The 18,657-nt window shown below is 51.3% G+C and carries 18 protein-coding genes and 2 pseudogenes; 13 read left to right on the top strand and 7 right to left on the bottom strand.

What is annotated here, in order from left to right:
- Nucleotides 1-163: 163 nt before the first annotated feature.
- The 7 genes and pseudogenes from C491_RS14895 to C491_RS14875 all read left to right on the top strand — a co-directional run bounded on the left by C491_RS14895 (nucleotide 164) and on the right by C491_RS14875 (nucleotide 5,963).
- A complete protein-coding gene (locus tag C491_RS14895) occupies nucleotides 164-928 on the top strand; it encodes an IclR family transcriptional regulator (RefSeq protein ID WP_005557730.1) in 765 nt (254 codons plus the stop codon).
- 383 nt (nucleotides 929-1,311) lie between these two features.
- A pseudogene (locus tag C491_RS21900) lies at nucleotides 1,312-1,996 on the top strand (IS6 family transposase).
- A 205-nt stretch (nucleotides 1,997-2,201) separates the two neighbouring features.
- The gene (gene lrp / locus C491_RS14890; RefSeq protein WP_005557728.1) at nucleotides 2,202-2,666 is read left to right on the top strand and encodes an HTH-type transcriptional regulator Lrp; all 465 of its coding nucleotides are present in this window, start codon (nucleotides 2,202-2,204) and stop codon (nucleotides 2,664-2,666) included.
- Between the two features lie 436 nt (nucleotides 2,667-3,102).
- Nucleotides 3,103-3,474: a tautomerase gene (locus C491_RS14885; protein WP_241431336.1), complete on the top strand. Its 372-nt coding sequence runs from the start codon at nucleotides 3,103-3,105 to the stop codon at nucleotides 3,472-3,474.
- Nucleotides 3,475-3,582: 108 nt separating this feature from the next.
- Nucleotides 3,583-3,843 (top strand): hypothetical protein, encoded by a 261-nt coding sequence (locus C491_RS14880; protein WP_152421342.1) that lies wholly within the window; start codon nucleotides 3,583-3,585, stop codon nucleotides 3,841-3,843.
- 650 nt (nucleotides 3,844-4,493) lie between these two features.
- Nucleotides 4,494-4,572: pseudogene (locus C491_RS24265) on the top strand (IS6 family transposase); the annotation flags it as partial.
- 68 nt (nucleotides 4,573-4,640) lie between these two features.
- On the top strand, nucleotides 4,641-5,963 hold the full coding sequence (locus C491_RS14875; protein WP_005557723.1) for an aminotransferase family protein: 1,323 nt from the start codon (nucleotides 4,641-4,643) through the stop codon (nucleotides 5,961-5,963).
- A 181-nt stretch (nucleotides 5,964-6,144) separates the two neighbouring features.
- On the opposite strand, the gene C491_RS14870 is transcribed toward C491_RS14875, so the two are convergent.
- Nucleotides 6,145-6,879, bottom strand: coding sequence for a haloacid dehalogenase type II (locus C491_RS14870; RefSeq protein WP_049892048.1), 735 nt, complete (start codon nucleotides 6,877-6,879; stop codon nucleotides 6,145-6,147).
- A 233-nt stretch (nucleotides 6,880-7,112) separates the two neighbouring features.
- Between C491_RS14870 and C491_RS14865 the strand changes: the two genes are divergently transcribed.
- Nucleotides 7,113-8,375: an MFS transporter gene (locus C491_RS14865; protein ID WP_241431335.1), complete on the top strand. Its 1,263-nt coding sequence runs from the start codon at nucleotides 7,113-7,115 to the stop codon at nucleotides 8,373-8,375.
- 417 nt (nucleotides 8,376-8,792) lie between these two features.
- On the opposite strand, the gene C491_RS14860 is transcribed toward C491_RS14865, so the two are convergent.
- Nucleotides 8,793-9,407 carry a DUF7509 family protein gene (locus C491_RS14860; RefSeq protein ID WP_083909352.1) on the bottom strand — a complete coding sequence of 205 codons (615 nt, stop codon included), beginning with the start codon at nucleotides 9,405-9,407 and terminating at the stop codon, nucleotides 8,793-8,795.
- Nucleotides 9,408-9,504: 97 nt separating this feature from the next.
- On the opposite strand from C491_RS14860, the gene C491_RS14855 reads away from it, so the two are divergent.
- The 4 genes from C491_RS14855 (at nucleotide 9,505) to C491_RS21885 (ending at nucleotide 13,027) form a co-directional block, all read left to right on the top strand.
- Nucleotides 9,505-9,915, top strand: coding sequence for a winged helix-turn-helix domain-containing protein (locus C491_RS14855; RefSeq protein ID WP_005557717.1), 411 nt, complete (start codon nucleotides 9,505-9,507; stop codon nucleotides 9,913-9,915).
- 259 nt (nucleotides 9,916-10,174) lie between these two features.
- The gene (locus C491_RS21890) at nucleotides 10,175-11,179 is read left to right on the top strand and encodes a Cdc6/Cdc18 family protein (RefSeq protein WP_005557716.1); all 1,005 of its coding nucleotides are present in this window, start codon (nucleotides 10,175-10,177) and stop codon (nucleotides 11,177-11,179) included.
- Between the two features lie 202 nt (nucleotides 11,180-11,381).
- The gene (locus C491_RS22575; RefSeq protein WP_152421341.1) at nucleotides 11,382-11,762 is read left to right on the top strand and encodes a hypothetical protein; all 381 of its coding nucleotides are present in this window, start codon (nucleotides 11,382-11,384) and stop codon (nucleotides 11,760-11,762) included.
- Nucleotides 11,763-12,472: 710 nt separating this feature from the next.
- Nucleotides 12,473-13,027, top strand: coding sequence for a nucleotidyltransferase family protein (locus tag C491_RS21885; RefSeq protein ID WP_241431334.1), 555 nt, complete (start codon nucleotides 12,473-12,475; stop codon nucleotides 13,025-13,027).
- A gap of 171 nt (nucleotides 13,028-13,198) precedes the next feature.
- Here the strand turns inward: C491_RS21885 and uraH are convergent, their stop codons facing one another.
- From uraH to uraD, 3 genes are read right to left on the bottom strand one after another with little or no spacing between them, the layout of a single operon-like run.
- Nucleotides 13,199-13,549 (bottom strand): hydroxyisourate hydrolase, encoded by a 351-nt coding sequence (gene uraH / locus C491_RS21880; RefSeq protein WP_005557712.1) that lies wholly within the window; start codon nucleotides 13,547-13,549, stop codon nucleotides 13,199-13,201.
- A complete protein-coding gene (gene pucL / locus C491_RS14840; RefSeq protein ID WP_005557711.1) occupies nucleotides 13,546-14,520 on the bottom strand; it encodes a factor-independent urate hydroxylase in 975 nt (324 codons plus the stop codon). The genes uraH and pucL overlap by 4 nt, the downstream gene beginning before the upstream one ends.
- Before the next feature lie 55 nt (nucleotides 14,521-14,575).
- Nucleotides 14,576-15,097, bottom strand: a complete 522-nt coding sequence (gene uraD / locus C491_RS14835) for a 2-oxo-4-hydroxy-4-carboxy-5-ureidoimidazoline decarboxylase (protein WP_049892033.1) — start codon at nucleotides 15,095-15,097, stop codon at nucleotides 14,576-14,578.
- A gap of 248 nt (nucleotides 15,098-15,345) precedes the next feature.
- Between uraD and C491_RS21875 the strand changes: the two genes are divergently transcribed.
- Nucleotides 15,346-16,614, top strand: a complete 1,269-nt coding sequence (locus C491_RS21875; RefSeq protein WP_005557707.1) for a M20 family metallo-hydrolase — start codon at nucleotides 15,346-15,348, stop codon at nucleotides 16,612-16,614.
- Between the two features lie 51 nt (nucleotides 16,615-16,665).
- Here the strand turns inward: C491_RS21875 and C491_RS14830 are convergent, their stop codons facing one another.
- Nucleotides 16,666-17,085, bottom strand: coding sequence for a DUF3830 family protein (locus C491_RS14830; protein WP_005557705.1), 420 nt, complete (start codon nucleotides 17,083-17,085; stop codon nucleotides 16,666-16,668).
- 151 nt (nucleotides 17,086-17,236) lie between these two features.
- Nucleotides 17,237-18,640 carry a dihydroorotase gene (locus C491_RS14825; protein ID WP_005557703.1) on the bottom strand — a complete coding sequence of 468 codons (1,404 nt, stop codon included), beginning with the start codon at nucleotides 18,638-18,640 and terminating at the stop codon, nucleotides 17,237-17,239.
- Nucleotides 18,641-18,657 lie beyond the last annotated feature (17 nt).

Raw genomic sequence — 18,657 nt, 5'->3', positions numbered from 1 at the left:
CCGGCAAAGCGCTACTCGAGGGAACTGATCCGTTATTCGGTGCTGAGTTCCGTACAGTGAAACAGTCCTACCGATAGACGAATCGAATCACGTTTGTTCCGCACAATGAGAGCTCCGTTTTGCTATCCGGAACATTGATTGTGATATCCGAGAATGGGAGGGTATGACCACAGAACGGGTTGATAGAACCGATGCGGGCGTCTCAACGACGAAAAAATCGTTCAGGATTCTCGAGACACTGAAGACCGAAGAGGGACTTACCATCACCGAAATCACCGAGCGGACGAATCTTTCGAAGAGTACAGTCTATCGTCACCTCGCGACGCTTACCGACATGGGGTACGTCATCGAAACTGACGGGGGATATTACATCGGCCTGAAACTGCTCGAGATCAGCGAGAAGACGCGGAACCGTGAGGCCGGATATACGGCTGCGAAACGCAAAGTGTTCGAACTTGGTCAGGAGACCGACGAACGGGCCGTGTTCCTCGTAGAGGAGGGGTACGAAGGCGTCTACCTCCACCGGTACGGAAGTCTTTCGGATACGATGATCGGGAAGCGTCGACCGCTATATTCGCTGGCTTCGGGGAAAGTTATTCTCACAGAGTGGGACGACGATGAGATCGACCGGTATATCGAAGAAACGGACCTCGAACGGCACACAGCAAATACGATCACAGACCCGGATGACCTCTACGAGGAACTTGATCAGATTCGCGAGCAGGGGTACGGGATCAACAATGAGGAGTACATGAGTGGACTCTGTGGCGCAGCCGTTCCAGTCTATACACCGGGCGATGATCTGCTTGGAGCGCTTGGTCTGTTCGGCCCCGCTAGCCGGTTCAAGGAAAAATCTGTCCAGAACGAACTTGTCGATCGACTCCGAGACAAAGCTGGCGAGATCAAGGTGACCCTGGCGTACGGCTGAGGCGACATTTGTCCACTTTCCTCGTGTCCAGTGGATTATACAGTGGCTTTCCACCATGCGAAATGGCGGCCGATACTGTCTTGATTTGAGACCGATAGTAGCCAAATCAGTACCGAACGTCACACTATAACGCCTGGTTTTGAGTCGGGTCGTTCAGTGTACGGGACGATTTTCGAGACGTGGATTACAAATGTATTAGCGTAATTCTATCACAGGGTTGCTAGATGAGCTTGGCTTTTTTAACTCATGGCATCAATGAGGAGAATCCCTCATACTGTGGCTAATTCTACGAATTTATCCCGTTCGCCGAAGATTGTAGATAACAGATTTGAGGGTACTGGCTAGTTGACCCAGTTTGAGAAATAGGCAGGTCGTTGAGTGAATTGGTTAGGAGGCTCGCAGACCTGCTCAGCGAGAGCTACGACGCGGACTTAGAAGAATCTTGGGAGAACGAGCGGACGGCGATTGCGTCAGGATGTTCGCCGTCCGCCTTCATCAGACAGGTTGTTCACTTCGAGAGACAACAACGACCCTCGCGGAATTAGGCGTTGCAAGCTCTCACGGGACGGTATGGAACTGGTATATAGGCTGGCTGACAGCGAACACGACCCGCCGATGGCGTCGGCGTCGCGGATCGCTGTTGACGACACCGCTGTCAATATTAACGGCGACTGGTCTTGGTTGTACGCTGCAATAAACACCGACACAAAATTGATTCTCGATGTCGCGTTGTTTAGTCGGCATGGCACTGATCCGGCAGCTGCATTTCTGCATGGACTCCGTGAGAAACACGATCTCTCCGAGGCCGATTTTCTCGTCGATCAATTTGGCTATCGGACTGCCCTTACTCGATTAGGATTAAACGGTCGGGTGAACTATACCGACCGAAACCTCGTCGAAAAGTGGTTTCATACCTTCAAAATGCGAGTCAACCGTTTTCATAACTCTTGGGTGGGCAGTCGAGCGAGCGCACGCGAGTGTATTGAACGGTTCGTACACTACTACAACCATCAAAGACCACATCAATCGCTTGATGGAAAAATGCCAGCTGAGAAGGTGCTGAACTAGACAGTGCCACTATACCAACTCTGTGGGTAAAAAAGAAGAGACGGTTCCAAAGGACAATCATTGCTATGCAACCACTATAGACCGAGATCGTTTGCTTGTAATCCTCATGACCAAGTTCCATTGTTTCTGGCCACAGACGGATTTTTATGACGGGGACAATGGACATTCGTAAAGTTCTAATATCAAGTAGGCGCTGTATTATTCAATGACCTACGAAAATCTGGATACGGAGTTGGTCAATGAGCTACTCGGCGACGGACGCGCCAGCCTACGGAGTCTGGCTGAGGATCTCGATGTGTCTGTGACGACGGTCTCAAATCACCTCTCCGACCTCGAGGAGGAAGGCGTCATCCAAGGATACACACCAATTGTCAACTACGATGCTGCCGGATACGACGTGACGGCTGTGATGCAGCTCCAAGTCGAAGGCAATGCACTCGGTGAAATTACGGAAACGCTGCAGGACCACGACCAGATGATGTCTGTCTACGAAGTCACTGGCGACTATGACATCATCGCGATCGGCAAGTTCAAAGACACCGATGATATGAACGATCAGATCAAGGCGCTCGTAACTGATCCCGATATCAAGCAGTCGAACACCAGTATCGTTCTGAATAGTGTTGCCGAAAACGAGCAGTTCGAACTCGAGACCGCAGCCGACGATTGAGGTAGAGAGCTGGCGGCTGTTCGGACTCCCGAAGTATTGGGCCCTCTTTTGCTGACAGACGGATTTGGATGGTTGGCGACCCGCGACGGTGCAGCCGTCGCGGGTCTGAAACACTGTTAGCCAGCCGGTACACCTAGTTCCAGACCACGCCATGAGACCGCTCAACGGCTAATTCCACGAGAATCACTTGTGTTTCTCGAAGCGAACAATAGTCTGATGGAGGCAGGCGACGAACACCCTGACGCAATCGCCGTCCGCTCGTTCTCTCAAGATCAGATTCGTGGCGTAGCACTCGCTGAACAGGTCTTCGAGTATTGGTCAAACCATTCAACCACCTGCCAATTACCAAACGGGACCACAGTATCGACCACACCGAGGATATATTTCGAATGCTGAGAGAGGATATACTATGCCACATCTTCAATTCGAAACGACGGTGTCACTGGATGCGGCGGAGAAACGATCGTTCACCACTGAGATTACCGAACTTTACGCCGAACGTATGAAGACCGGGACGGGTCACGTCGCGGTTACGGTCCGTACGCTCGAGGATGCCTCGTTTTCGTTAGGTCGACTCGAGCCCGGCGATGACGCGGTTATGGTCAATGCGGACATCCGTACGGGGCGTTCATTCGATCAGCAGCGGTCGTTCGTCCGCGATGCATTCGACGCCGCTCACGACCGGTGGAGCGTTCCGACTGCGAATATGTACGCTGTAGTCACCGAACACGACGGCGAAGAGTTTCACGAATACGACCGTGTGCTCGCTTCCTGGGGAGAACACGAGACCGAAGAGGGTGCAGATTGACAGTGGATTGCGGAACACAGTACGTGTACAACTACTAGTGAGACCATGGCTCGTCCCTTTGCTACCGCTGCACTGACCGGTGACCTCGCTGTCCGGATCGGTGTGCAGTTGAATTTCGAGATCCTCGGACCGGCTGGGTCGGCGATCGCCTCACAGGAGTGGACCGGCACCCCGGAACACCAGGGCCCGGACAGCGACGTTGTACTGCGCTCCAAGAACAAGCGTCTCGCCGCTCTCACCGCACGTGAGACCGAACAGTGGCCGGCCGTGGTGAACCCTGCTCCCGAGCAGTTCGGAGAACTGCTCGTGGTTGTCACTTGTCTCGGGTCGACCGAAGCCGACATACTGATCGACGTCGTTTGCTGCTAGCTCGAGGTTCAACTGGATCGCTTTGCAGCGTTTTCGTCCGTATCTGGAAGCCGTTCTTTGAACCAATTGGGGCACTTAACTGCCAGCGATAGGCCATGCCCAGACTTCGTGATTATTCTCGGGCTTCTGTTAACCAACGTTCGGAGGTAGAAGTGGGGTCTTTGTTGGTTAAGATATAGGACTTTTGTGGACCTGGACTCGGTCAGCTGATCCTACATGAGCGACGCCTCTCCGGCGATTCGAACAAGCAGGATCAGCCTTTCAACAGCTTTTCTTTAAGTGCTTCCGGCCATAAATTAGTGCTATGACGGGAAGTCGTTCTCGCGTAGCTCTCAATTCGGGAGCGTAGCCTACTGCTATTGTAGAGTCGTGGTTTCTATCAAAACCGTAGCCACTACTGGGTGATGCAGACGACAGCACTCGAGGGCAGCGTGACCGTTGCAGCACTGAGTTGGTTGAGTGATGAGTTTGACGACATTGATTCGGGGTTAAACTGGGTCGAGTGAAGCCGTTTCCACAATTCGTGGGTGGGCAATCAGGCAAGCGTACGCGAATGGATTGAATATAGTAGCCACTGAAAGTCAGTGCGCATCCGATCGCACGACGACTGTGTGATCGGTGTGCAAACAGTTTCAGTCGTTACTATAGTTTTCTGTTCATTACTACAACCGCCAGAGACCGCATCAACCACTCGATAGAGAGACGCCAGCCGAAGAGGTACTGAACTAGACAGTGCCCATTTACTTTTAGTGTATTTAAACCGAGAAGCTAAGAACCCGAGTACATAATGAAAAAGCATGGCGAATGAGCGACTGAAAGATGAGAGCGTTATCAAGCACTGGTACGACACCGACGACGAACCGATCACAATCGTCGAGGGCGACGACGCGACGGTTTACGACGACGAAGGCACTGCGTACCTCGATTTTCTATCGCAATTGTACTGCTGCAACGCCGGCCACAGCAATGAGCAGATCACGGCGGCCATCACGAAACAGGCAGAGCGCATCCCATACGTCTCTTCGGCCAAACACAATGATACTCGATCTCGGCTTGCAACCGATCTCGCGGAGATCGCTCCTGGATCACTCTCTGACGTATACTTCGCTATCTCTGGTAGCGAAGCCAACGAGACGGCAATCCAGATCGCACGAACGGTGCAGGACGCGCCGACAGTACTCACCCGCTGGCAGTCATACCACGGGGGCACGTACGGTGCGGGCGGACTGACCGGCGATCCAGGAACGCGAAAAACGCTTGAGCGGCGCGCAGCGACGACCGGAGTCGGAAAGTTCCTCCCACCGCTTCCAGACGCCTTCGATGCCGAGACACCCGAAGAGCTCGCGGAACAGGCAGCGAACCACGTGGAATTCGTCCTCCGGAACGAGGATCCCGACTCGGTCGCAGCCATCGTCACCGAACCGATCGGGGGAACCAGTGGTGCATATCCTGCGCCACCGGGGTACTTCGAGCGTCTTCGAGAGATCTGCGACAAGTATGATGTACTGCTGGTTTCCGATGAGGTGATCACCGGCTTCGGCCGATGCGGCGAATGGTTTGGCATCCAGACCGAGGATGTCCAACCCGACCTGATCACGTTTGCTAAGGGCGTGACCAGCGCGTACGCTCCACTCGCCGGTGTGATCGCGGACGCCTGGATTGGAGAGGAGATCCGTTCGGGATCGTACGATCTCGGACAGACATTCGCCGGACACCCCATTTCTTGTGCCGCAGCCGAGGCTGCCATTGAAGTCTACCGGGACGGCCTCATCGAACAGGGGAGTCAAGTCGCCCCATATCTGGAATCTCGGCTGCGTGATCTCGAGGAACGGTTTGACGTTATTGATACCGTACGCGGGCGCGGGCTCTTATGGAGCGTCGTCTTCGCCGACCCAAAAACGAACGAACCATTCGTCCACCCGTGGGTAGATGGCAACGCAAACAACCCCGTGGCCGACGTTCGCTCAGAAGCTCAAGAACGGGGTACGCTCTTTGGCAGCGGCCGGCCTGACACCCAAGTTATCGTGGCGCCGCCGCTGTGTGTCACCCGTTCGGAAATCGACGAGGCTGTTAACGCGCTTGAAGCAGCGATGACCGCGGTATTCGGAATTAACGAGTGACAAGTCGAACAGGTTAAGAAGGTAGATGAAGAGTTTGACATCGATCTTCAAAAGAAGGGAGTTTTTCTAGCGGCTATTGGAGCAGTTCTCGGTGCTCTCCTACCTTGGTACTCGGTGCTCGGTGTGACCGTATTCGGGTTCAAAGGAGATGGAACCATTTTGCTGATTCAGCTAAACGATTTCATCGGATAATTGGCGGGGCATCGAGGCACTCTGCAAGCTCAATGAAATCATCGGCCACAATGTCATACGCATTCTTCTCTGGTTTCTCTGTGCTGTCAGCCTTCTCTGGTCCCCACTCAAGTGGTCGATGAACATACGCAGTCTGTAGCCCCAGCTCACGGCTTGCATCAAGATCGCGTTCATGTGCCGCGACCATCATGACATTATCGACCTCGAGGTCCAACAGATCTACCGCGGTAAGGTACGTTTCTTCATCCGGCTTGTAATGTCCTGAGAGTTCAGCGGAAAGGATCAGGTCCCACGGAATCCCAGCTCGTTTGGCCATATTCGTGAGGAGTCGTACATGACCATTTGAGAGTGGTGCGATCACATAGTGTGGTTTGAGTCGGTGAAGGCCGGGTATTGCGTCTGGCCAGGGGTCAAGGCGATGCCAGGCACGATTGAGATGGACGATCTCGGACTCGGACAGGCCTTCTACGTCGAAGCGGTCAAGCAATTCCTCAAGTGACTCTCGGTGGAGTTCATCGAGATTTTGCCACGGAATCTCTCCCTGTCGAACTCGCTCCAGCGAGGGGCGGTACTCCTTGCGCCAAGCATCGGCAAACGCCGCCCAGTCAACCGTCTGGTCCGTGGATTCAGTAATTTGCTTTCCCTCACGTATAACGCTGCTTCGCCAGTCAACAACTGTACCAAACACATCGAAGACAAGAGCATCCACTGTAGAGACTGTCATAGCGTTCCGCCCCGTTCGGAAGGATATCGATTGATATTGGCTGTTCTTCTGCTTCTTTGGCGGGAAAGAGTGCCAAACACATCCATACCAACCACAGCAGGCAAGCAGCCTTTAATGTTTTGACAGTATTGGTGCGATGTATTTGGCAGTTGGATCCTCGATCTTTCCGTGAGTAGGCAGTATTGATGCTATCGAATATTTTTAGCTACTCTGGGATATTGAGTTACTCCATTGTGCGCAAAACGCTTCGGAACGTAACTGCTGTCAAGCAGCCACGGACAGTCAGTTCGGTCAGTCTCGGGCATGGTGTAAATGAATTTTTCTCAGTGATCATCCCACCGATTATCCCACTGCTGGTTAGTGATCTTGGTATCTCTTACGCCCAAGCAGGGTTTTTGCTGACTGTATTCTTTCTTATGTATTCAATCTTCCAACTGCCCGCAGGACTCCTCGCCGATCGAATCGGCAAAAAGCGACTTCTGGTAGCGGGGTTTGCAGGAATGTCAGGAGCGATCATACTTGCAAGTGTGGCGATCAGTTATGAGATGCTGATCCTTGCACAAGTCATTTCTGGGGTCAGCGGGAGTACTTTCCACCCTGCAGGGATGTCCCTGATTAGTGACGTTGAGTCTGATGAGACGGAAGGAAAGGCAATGGGAGTGTTCGGATTCGGCGGTATGGTCGGCACAATGGCATCACCAGTAGTCGTCGGGGGAATAGCTGTGATAGCCGGTTGGCGTATTGCCTTAGCCGCGGCCGCTGTTCTCGGCGTAATCGTGACCATTGTATTTATTGTTGTCTTCGATGACGAAGAGGAACGTACTGGTAACCGATCTGAACCCGCTCTCGGTGATGGTGGACGGCCACAGACTATCCAAGAAGGGTTTCAGTTCATTAGACGTACTATAAATGTTCCCCTCACCAGTGGAGTCCTTATCCTGTTGTGTGTCACGATTCTCGTATCAATTCAGAGCCGCGCGATTCAGACGTTTACTACGGCATATATCGCAGACGGAGCAGGTGCAGGCACGTCCGTGGGGAACTTGGGCTTCTTCGCATTGTTGCTTGGTGGGAGTATTTCGTCATTGTGGGCAGGTGATCTCGCAGATCGGTTTGATCGAGGAACGCTAGGGGCCGTCGCTGGAGTTGGAACAGCGATACTCGTAGCGGCAACGCTGCTCGTCCCAACGGTCGCAGGTACAGCTACGTCCTGGATTTTGTTGATAGTTCTCTCGCTCTGGTTTTTCGCTATCGGCGCTGTGATGTACGCCTGTGTCCCTGTGAAAAATGCACTTATCTCTGAGGAAGCAGAACAACAGTACAGTGGGAGTCTGTTTGGGGTTGTTCAGACATCGTCTGCCGCAGGAAGCGCTATTGGTCCTTCGCTACTTGGCGCAGTCGCAACCAACTGGGGGGTCGCCGCTGCCTATCCAGCAATTGCCGCTATCAGCTTACTTCTCGCCGGATTATTTGGTCTCCTCTCGTTGTCTGGCTGACTGTTTGGTGTTGCTAAAGCCCAAATCTCGCGGCTTCTATGCTCCAAGCAATCAAGTTGCAACAAGGCCGAAGTTACTGGTTGGCCGCTATTAAAAGGTGAGACAGAACCGAACAGTATGGCTGGGCGGAGACCAATTCCACGGGATAGCAGTGGATTGTGATTGGATCGAACTCGCTATGGTCTCGAGTGGTCAAGCCGTATCGACTCGAGAAGTTCGAGAGTCGGTTCGAGAATTTACATGCATATAATATACAATACCATATTTAAACCAGTGATTTGACCGGCGGGTATATTCCACGGATATCACATAACCACTCATCGTTTCGAGGCAACCATCGACTCATAATTTTCGCTCAAGTACCTGTGCTAGTCGCTCCCCAAGTTCGGCGCCCTGCAGTACCTGAGTATATGACGCTCACTGCAGATGATTGAGACCGCCGCGGTGTTCACGCTGCATAATCTCACCCACGAATCGCCGGAGGGTATCGACGAGTTCAGCCTCAGTGTCGTATGTTTCGATCCGTAGATCCCACCGTACTTTCGCCGATCGGATCATAGCACTTGTTACATTGGCTTCGTGAACGAAGACAAGCCGGTCACCGTGGGTTTCTGCGAGAGTAGCAAGGATGCTTCCAGCTTCCTCACCGACTCCGAAATTGTGCCCAAGAAAGGGAACGATGAACGCGGTGGCATTGCTACATCGGGTGTACTCGATGCTCTGGGTCACTGCATCTATATCATTCGTATCCACATCGACGTCGAGAGCCAGGAACGCGTTTACTCCGGGTGTCGTTCGAAGCTCCCTCTGTATTCGCCGCAAGAGTGCCTGTGCCTCGTCGATATCGGCTTTGTTCTGAAAGAGTCTCCGGAGCGGTCCCGGAAGATCGTCGATATCGAACTCTTGGCGCTCCTCTTCACTCAGCACATAGCTGAGATTGAACGACTTGTACGGCCCCATCAGATAGAACAGGAAGCGATCATATTTGACGTCCCCCAACTGATCGATAATTCTGTCTCGTGTGATTTCCATGGTGGTTCTCTTCTCTGAGAACATATAAAGAACGGTATTTTCGAGAGGTACTGGCTTGACAACGACTAAGAGCCTTCCGCCCGTCCTTCGAAGCACAATGGCTACGAATTCTCGCGCTGCTAATGGGGATTTCCCAGAAGATCCGGAGGAGTTGTTGCCCAACGACAGCATCCTTTCTCTGGATGAGTACCTCGAGATGCATGCTGCCGTTGGTCATCGGACCCGGTACGAAGTTCTCTATCGGCTCGTTCACAGTGGAGAGATGAGTCCAAAGGAACTCGAGGAGGCAATGCAGATCGACGATAGTACGCTTCACTACCACCTCAACAAACTTCTCGATGTGAGTCTCGTCGAGAAGCGACAACGCACCGAACGAGGACAGGACGGGTTGTACACTTACTATCGGGCGACCGTCTTCGGGGAAGTCACACTTACGGAAGGTGTAGATGAACTGATCCGCGGCGAACAAGTGTTCGGGAAGATGTACGATAGTTCCATTGAGAAGTAATTCGAGGTGGTACTATATCCTGACTCATCGCTCGGTGATCTACTTCTTGATTCTTGACTGAACTGTGTTCTCGCGGCTTTCTTTGTCTATCCTTTCATGCTCTTCGTGGAACTCCTCAAGTTCTCTTCGAGCCGTTAGGAGAGCGGGGTAACCGCCTCACTGGCAGCAGTTCTGAGACACGAGGGTGACTTCTGGAAGTTCTGGAAAGACCACCGCGACTGTTTTATATCCCTGACGACAAATTGGTGAGGTAACACCGATGATTACAGATGCTCGAGTTCTTCGCCAAGAGTTCGTTCCTGGTGATCTTGAGCATCGAGACGCTGAAACAACGTATCTCTCAGAAACACTCGCACCGATTGCCGACGGTGAAACCCCCGAGACAGTCATTATGCACGGACTGAGCGGTGTGGGAAAGACTTGCGTTGCGAAGTACATCGGGGACAACCTTCGACAGGAAGTCTTAGATGCGGAATTCCAGTACGTCAACTGCTGGCAGCATTACTCTCGATATCGCGCACTCCACCGAATCCTCGAAGGGCTTGGGCAAACGCTTGACATCCACCGTCAGTCGACACCCCGCGACGAGCTTTTTGAACGACTCCGTCAGTATGATGGTCCGCCCTGTGTCGTTGTACTGGATGAAGTCGATCAGTTGGAGGATACACGCCAGTTGTATCATCTTCATGAGCTCCCGCAGTTCAGCATGATCCTGATCGCAAACCGTGAAGATGCGATCCTTCGGGCGGTAGATGAGAGATTGACGAGTCGGCTAACGGGTAGCGAGCGCATTAGGTTTGATGCATATCACGAAGACGAACTTGTGTCCATCATGGCCGCTCGCGTTCGCTGGGGGCTCATTGAGAACGCGATTCAAGACGATCAACTTCGACGTATTGCAGATGCGGCAGCAGGTGATGCTCGGGTCGCTTTGAGTATCCTTCGGAGTGCAGCACGCCGTGCTGATCGTGCTACAGAGAATCAAATAACTACTGATCACGTTGAGTCGGCGATTCCCGCCGGCCGCAAGGAAGTTCGGCAAAAAAGTATTGACACACTCATCCATCACCAACGGGTTCTCTATGATATTCTCGAGGAGCACAAAGAGATCGAGCCGAGTGCGCTCTATGAAACGTATCAAGAACGTGTTGAAGAACCGAAATCCGACCGAACGGTACGGAACTATCTGGCGAAAATGGAACACTACAATCTGATCGTCGCTGACGGAACAAGCCGAGATCGCACATATCGTCTTCGGGAGTAGTGATCCGTAACATGCGTTCTGGAAATCATCAGTACCGAAGAGTAGAGCACTCTATTCGTCGCTTCCTTTCCTAACACAACATTTGGAGATTCTGGAAACTCCACGCGCTCACTTTTGTTACTATTCCTCGAACGATAAGCTATGATCCTACCGTCTGATCAAATTGTGCTTCCGACCATGTCGCCAACTGGGGTGCTAACCGATGAGTGATGATTCTACCAGCTCTGAGAGGGTGTTTGACGACGCAGATGCTCTGGTAGTGCTGTCCGAAGATAGAGTAGCGTATCTCGAACAGCTAGCCGGTCACCAAGAACGCTTAGCCGAAGAAATAGGTGAAATAAGAGGAGAACTAACGGAGATGAACCAGACACTTGAATCTACTGAGCGGCATATCCATGTGCTTCCGCCAGAGTCAGATATCAACTCACCGCTCGTGACTCTTGAGCTGACTGGTGCAGTGTTTGCATTTGCACTCGGCATTGGAGAATTGATGAGAACAGGTGAAGCCAACATAATCACAACAGTTGGCTTTGCTATCGGTGGAGCACTTGTCGTCCCACCGCTACTCTCGTATACTACATAGTGAGCATCTTCCAGCAACAGCTATTCTTCTTAACCTCCCTTCTAAACGGAATTCGCGGGATGAATGACAGATAATATCTACCGTCTACGCGTTGAGATACCCATGAGATCGGGGTCCGATAGGACTGGGGAACAGCAATACGTCAAGGCCCTCCTTTTTAACTAACCGTCGAGTGTGGTCTTTCGATTACTGATGATTTCCTTTGGGTCTAGTGAAGATGGTTCTGCCGCCGGAACACGATTAACTCTCCAATTACGTTTTTGAATGGGTGTACCAGTGAAACGGGACTTACCTGTCCGCATCCAGTGTCGGTCGTTAAACTCGAGAAGACCATCATTGCTGACCGCTGTTGAAACGAGATCCGAAATATTGGTGTTGGACTCCTGTCCTGAGAGAGGTCACTATAGTGATCAAGGTTAGCGGAAGCGATATTGCTTGGAGCATCCAGCCTACTATTTCTTCTTAAATAAGAATCTTATCTAAGACACATGCCTAAGACATCTATGCATGGGAAGCCTCGCCGTTTACGGCGAGAAGGATGTTACTTTGAATCCCGATACTACCCTCTCAGTTCCTGACCGGCGCACATCTTATCACTACTAACGTCTAAGTGGATACTGTCATATGCTATGTCCGACCGAACTACGCTTCCTATAGTTTCGCCACCTGATTGCCAACAGCCTCGCAAGTCGACTACTATCGCAGGTATCGTGCTTGCTGCAGGTACTAGTTCTCGGTTTGGTGATGAAAACAAACTACTTGCCGATGTCAACGGAAGGACGGTTATTGCACAATCTGTGCAAAATCTCACTGATTCGACAATCGATACAGTATATGTGGTTACTGGTAATGAGCACCATCATGTGGAAAATACTATTGGTCATCTTGGTGTTCAGACCGTCACTAATAAAGCATATGAGCAAGGCCAAGCAACATCAATTAAAACAGGAATTAGAGCGGTCCGTCGTGTCCCTATTGATGCTGTTTTGATTTCTCTCGGTGATATGCCCTTTGTTACCCCCTCAATGATCAACCGTCTTATAGCAACCTATCAGCAGGTAGCTGCTGGAATCATCGTAGCTGGTTATCAGGGACGTCGAGGTAACCCGGTTCTTTTCGATGCATCATATCTCGAGTCGTTAGCATCAATCCGTGGAGACACTGGTGCTCGCCAACTTATTCGAGAAAGTAACGATGCTGTTCTCGTCGAAACCGAAGACCCAGGCGTTGTTCGAGATATTGACACCCCCGACGATTTAAGATAGAATAGTATGAATTACCAACACATGGCATAATTTTTGTCGTACATTCGGATAAACACTCATCCCCAGTGTCAACATACCAACGATCTTGTAACCTCCCTACTAACTGGTTAATTGCAGAGCATCACATCACTTAACAAGTATCGGTTTTGAGCCTTGGATAGTGCCTAACGATCAACTTCCTCGGTAAGTGGTGTAACCCCCTGGCGACAATAGCAGCGGGACATGGTAATGTTCATGAACGTCATCGATGACGAACCGAACAGGGACCGTCTCTAAGAACGAAGATTCCGACTCCACTTGGCGATAGTAAGCCCCAACCTCGAATAGGAGTTGGTACGTGCCGGCTTCCATTTCATCTTCAGTTAAGAGTGGCTCATCGAGCCGCCCATCATGATTGGTTGTACCCTGACTAACTATTTCTGCATTTCCCGAATCATCTAACCGCTGAAGCGTCACGTCGACAGCGGACGCAGGGCCTTCACGGCTCGTGTCAAGGACATGTGTCGTCAGACCTGCACTCATTGTTCCTCCAGGTCGCTACGATCCATCGAGAATTGTTGATAGCCAGTTGGTCGGGGTGGTTCTCTGAATACCCTTGCGTCACCTTCTAGGTCATCACGGACCTCAATCCATGTTCGGTTATTTGCCTCAAAACTAACGGTCTCGAGTTCTGGATATCGCTCCAAGACTCGAAGACCGATCTGGTAGATGAGATCTTGAATTGAGTTTGCGTCAACCTCATGGAATACGACTTGAGCGATATCTCGAACCTGTTCAGCTGGAACATATTGCTGTGGTTCTTCCCCCAGCGCGTTTTCCGGCTCGTCATAGGTCCAGAAAATATCGAGAGAGATGTAAAGTGCGCGATCCTCCCGTTCTGGGAGTGTTGTATACTCATCTTGGACATAGCCCGTGAACGAGTTATCCTTAACTTTGATGAGTTTTATCCCTGTAACGCCGCTCGTCTGCTCTTTGAACTCAATCAGGTCGTCATTCCGCTCAAGGTATATTTCCCCGAATGCCGATTCGTCATCGGAGACCCGGAAAACGACGTCACTTGGCTCAAACCCGTCCTCTCCGGGAACGGGCCGCTCGTCAAACGGATACTCAGTTGCCGACATTTTGACTGCCTCAACGTGTGAGTACGTGTCTAAAAATTCTTTCCCGACGAAATGGAGGAAGCCCTCTGCCGTCGCTCCTTCGTACTCCCCAGCCTGATGAAGAACGAAATTCTTCATCGAGTCTGTCGCGACTACTTTGCTGTTGTCTGCTTCGCTGAAGGACGGCAGAAACTCCTCTCCCTCGAACTGGACACGAACTTCTAGTCCGAAGAGGATGTTATCCCGTCCGTCGAAAGATGATTCCGGAATAGTACGAACGCCTTCCAGTGGATTGGCGTAGGTCCGGTAGACTGCAACCTTTTCTTTTCCGTAGTTCATTGTTCGTCGGTCAGTACTCTGGGTGTCGGTATCGGTTTTGTTGCTATCGCTCATGTGTGGGATCTCGATATCTCCGTGTTCGTCATTGTATACGGGTGGCTGGTTCTTCTCAACTGTCTTGCTCCTCACTCGTTGCTACCAGTTCTTCGAGTCGAAGTTTCGCGATGACGTTGACTTCGTCCAAAGCGGTCTGGAATTCCTCGGATGTAGAATGGTCAATCCGTTTTTCCATTGCGTTCTGGATCGTCTCAACTGATTCTTCTCTTACCGCCATGATAAACGGAAATCCAAATTTATCTCGGTAAATCGTATTCAGTTGTTGGAACGTCTCGTACTGTTCGGGAGTTAGTTGATCAAGTCCGGCGGAAGCTTGTTCTTCTTCGGACTCGTCAGTCATTTCAGTACGTTCTCCGAGGTCAGGGTGGACTCGTAACAGGTCTAGCTGCTTCTTCTGTGATGAATTTCGAACGGCATCCGCCATGGTCTGCCGTAAGTCTTCGGTAGAAGAAAACGGTCGCTCCGACCAGGCTCGCTCAGCTACCCATGGTGATTCCTCGTATACGCCACCAAGAATATCAACAAACCGTCCTTTGTCGGCTTGGTTGAGATCTTCGACCGTGAGTCTCGTCATCGCATCTCAAATATAGACTACTCTCCACTTAAAACTTTCTTTGGACAGTATCCGTTGGAAGCTACGCGCAATATTTCTACATTCCACCAGCAAATCTCAAACACTATCCGTCACGGCAGTCTCCAGTGTCGGTTTAGTTCGCTCGTACTAGTTTTTGTGCAGCAGGTAGATGGGTTTCTGAGAGTCTTGAGGATCCGCTCATCCGATAACTTCAAAAGAAGTCGTGTTTTACCATACCATAGTCAACAATGGACCATGATCTCTACCAATACGTTGACGAGGATAGACTTCGGTCTGATATCACACAAACTGCTGAATTCGGATCCGTTCCTGTCGAGGAAGGTAATTGTCGGACAGTACTGACTGGCACGGAAGCCAACAAACAAGTACGAGAATATTTTGTAGAGAAGCTCGAGGAACGTGGACTGAAGGTTTGTATCGATGCCGTTGGCAACATCGCCGGTCGATGGGTACCTGACAATGTCGACCCAGCCGCTCGCTCAGTTGCAACTGGCAGCCATCTCGATTCGGTCATTGACGGAGGGATGTTTGATGGTGTACTTGGTGTATACGCTGGCCTTGAAGCGGTTCGTGCCATGCAAGACGCTGGACTTTCTCCTGGTCTTCCTCTCGAGGTCATAGCGTTCACCGAAGAAGAAGGGGGACGGTTTTCTGATGGCGTACTTGGATCTTCAGTGGCGATTGGTGACTCCAGCGTAGCAGATGCACTTGCAACTACTGACAAGGCCGGTGTAACGTTAGGTGAAGCGCTGGAGGAAATTGGCTTCAAAGGCGAAGAGCGCTTGGACGCAACCGCATGGAATTCATGGCTCGAACTACACGTTGAACAGGGAACTCGGCTAGAGGAAACCCCTGTTTCTGCTGGCATAGTGACACATATAACCGGAACAATCCGTTGCCATATTGATATCCTTGGTGAGGCAAATCATGCGGGAACTACTTCAATGGAGTCCCGCACCGATGCGTTGACTGCAGCAAGCGAACTGGCGCTCGAGATCGAGTCAGTAACGAACGAAGTCGTCAAGACGCACAGTAAGACCGCTGTTGGGACTGTAGGTCAGTTTGATGTTGAACCAGGCTCGATCAATGTTATTCCTGGGTCCGTCCATCTCGGGGTTGATATTCGGGATATCGAATACCAGTCCATGGAGCGGATTATCTCGGGCATTCAGCAATGTTTAGATCGACTAGAGGACGAGCGCAGCGTTGAAACGACATTCAGCCGCCCGTACGATATTGAACCTATCTCGATGAGCGAACGCTGTATTGAAGCGCTTCACAGCGCAGCCACACAAGCAAAAATCAGTACTATAGAATTACATTCCGGTGCAGGGCACGATACGATGCATGTCGCAAAAGCAACTGACGCTGGACTCATTTTTGCCCCCTCGGAAGGCGGATATTCACACAGCGCAGCGGAGTGGACCGACTGGAGTGACTGTGCCACTTCAACACGGTTACTTACGGGAGCACTCTATGATCTGGCGAATCAATGACACTCAGCCAGCCAAACTATCTGCGTGCGCTGGTAAAGAGTTCTCCGCTGTCTACTCCTCTAGACGAATAACTACCTCTTTCATTCCGGTTCGGAGTGTCTCTTGCTCCATTTCCCGGAGTTCTTCTCGATCTGCATCCAGCGTCGCAACGTGGTTGCCGGCGAGTTCACCTGCTGGACTCTTGAAGCAGGTTGACCCGCATGGAACCAAGATTTCCTGTTCGTTCCTGTATCCTGGGTACAGCAAAATGTCCCCGTAGGAAGGATACACTGTATGATTCTCCCGTGGAAGCTCCGGAAGCTCGATCTCGTCGATATTGATCCATGTCGCATGCCCGCTCCAACGGACATGCATCAGCTCTGATTCCAGAGGAAGGAACTCACGCATCGCAGCAACTGATTCAGGGGCTTTATCCTCGTGTAATTCCGCTGTAAACGTCCGCTCTTCGATTTCAAATTCTAGTGAACTCATGGGCTTTGACTGTGTGTCCGTATATCATTCTCACACCCTCATAATTATCTCTTTCGGACCCCACTTGTGAGATCTTCATTCAATACGTATCTTATCAGCAGAGAACGCCCTGAACGCTGTATCACAGAGAGGGGCTGTTCGCAGCCCGAGTTCAGCTACTGGTCGCGGTTGTATGATCGTTGTCCCATGTAGGTTGTTCGCGGCGAACGAACTCTCCGTAACCTGGGTTGCCGATAATCTCATCTTCACTCGCAATGAGTTTGCCCCTGAGATATGTGCGCTTTACCTTTCCGCTTACTTCTCGGTCCTCGTAGATCGTGTAGTCAGCAACTGAAGCGTTATCTTGAGCTGAGATCGTATACTTTTCATCAGGATCGAATAACACGATATCCGCGTCGGTTCCTGGTTCAAGCGTTCCTTTTTTTCGAAGGCCGAACGTCTGAGCTGGATTCGTACACATCAGACGAACAAGGAACGGGTACGAGAACCCGCGTTTGTTCACTGCTTCGTCGTGAAAAACCGGTAGACTCGTTTGGAGACTGTTTGCGCCAAATGGATCCTCCCACCACTCGCTCACTTCTTTTCGTTCGCGAGTCTGGGCTACGTGATCAGTTGAGACAACACTCAGTATTCCGTTACGGAGGTACTCAAACATTGCATCGTTGTCGTCGCTCGTACGAAGCGGTGGCGCAATCTTCGGAAGATTCCCTAATTTCTGATACATGTCCTCTGTCAGGGTCGTATAGTGTGTGCACGTTTCGCCTCGAATAAGGCTCCCATCACGTTGATATCGTGCAAGCGCTTCTGCTGCTTTTCGGGATGTAGTATGGATTCCATAGTATTTGGTTCCGGTTTCCCGTGCGAGCCTGGCGATATCGTCTGCTGCCATGGCTTCCGCATAATCTGGTCGAGCGGCGGGAAGCCACGTCGGTTCGTCTCGGTTTGCAGACTGAAATTTGGCAGTCAACGACTCACATACGCTATCGTCCTCTGTGTGAGCGACACCAACTGCATCGACTTCTCGGAGTTCTTCAAGAATTTCGCGGATAAATCCATTCGAAAGACCGAAGTCATAGGTAGTGTACATTTTGAACGACGTTATTCCTAAATCGACGAGGTCTGCCAACTCGTCAAATATCGCTGGATCCTCACGGAGAATTCCGCCGTGTAACGCAAAATCGATCAGCGCCTTTTCCCCTTTCTTGCGTTTGCGCGTGACCCCTTCCCGCAATGTCTTTTCTTTTTTCCAGGGACTATCTTCACTGACATACGACTGCCAAGCGAAGTCAATGACCGTCGTGACACCGCCTAGCGCAGCAGCACTGGTGGCCGTCTCGTACGTGTCGAGAGAAACATGATCATCGATATGCACATGCGGGTCGATTACACCAGGCATCACAAGAAGCCCCGAAGCATCGATAGTTTCCTCGGGTTCCGGCATACAGTCTTTGTCGCCGATTCCTACGATAGCTCCATCATCTATCGCCAAATCGCTAGAAAGCGTATTCTGGCTGGTAACAAGCGTGCCTCCACTAATTACTGTATCGATGGTCATGGTCTGCTTTTCTGTAC

The sequence above is a fragment of the Natronococcus amylolyticus DSM 10524 genome, from assembly GCF_000337675.1.
Classification (GTDB): Archaea; Halobacteriota; Halobacteria; order Halobacteriales; family Natrialbaceae; genus Natronococcus; species Natronococcus amylolyticus.
The sequence above is the reverse complement of the archived record's forward strand: the minus strand, read 5'-3'. Positions and strand labels throughout refer to the sequence as shown.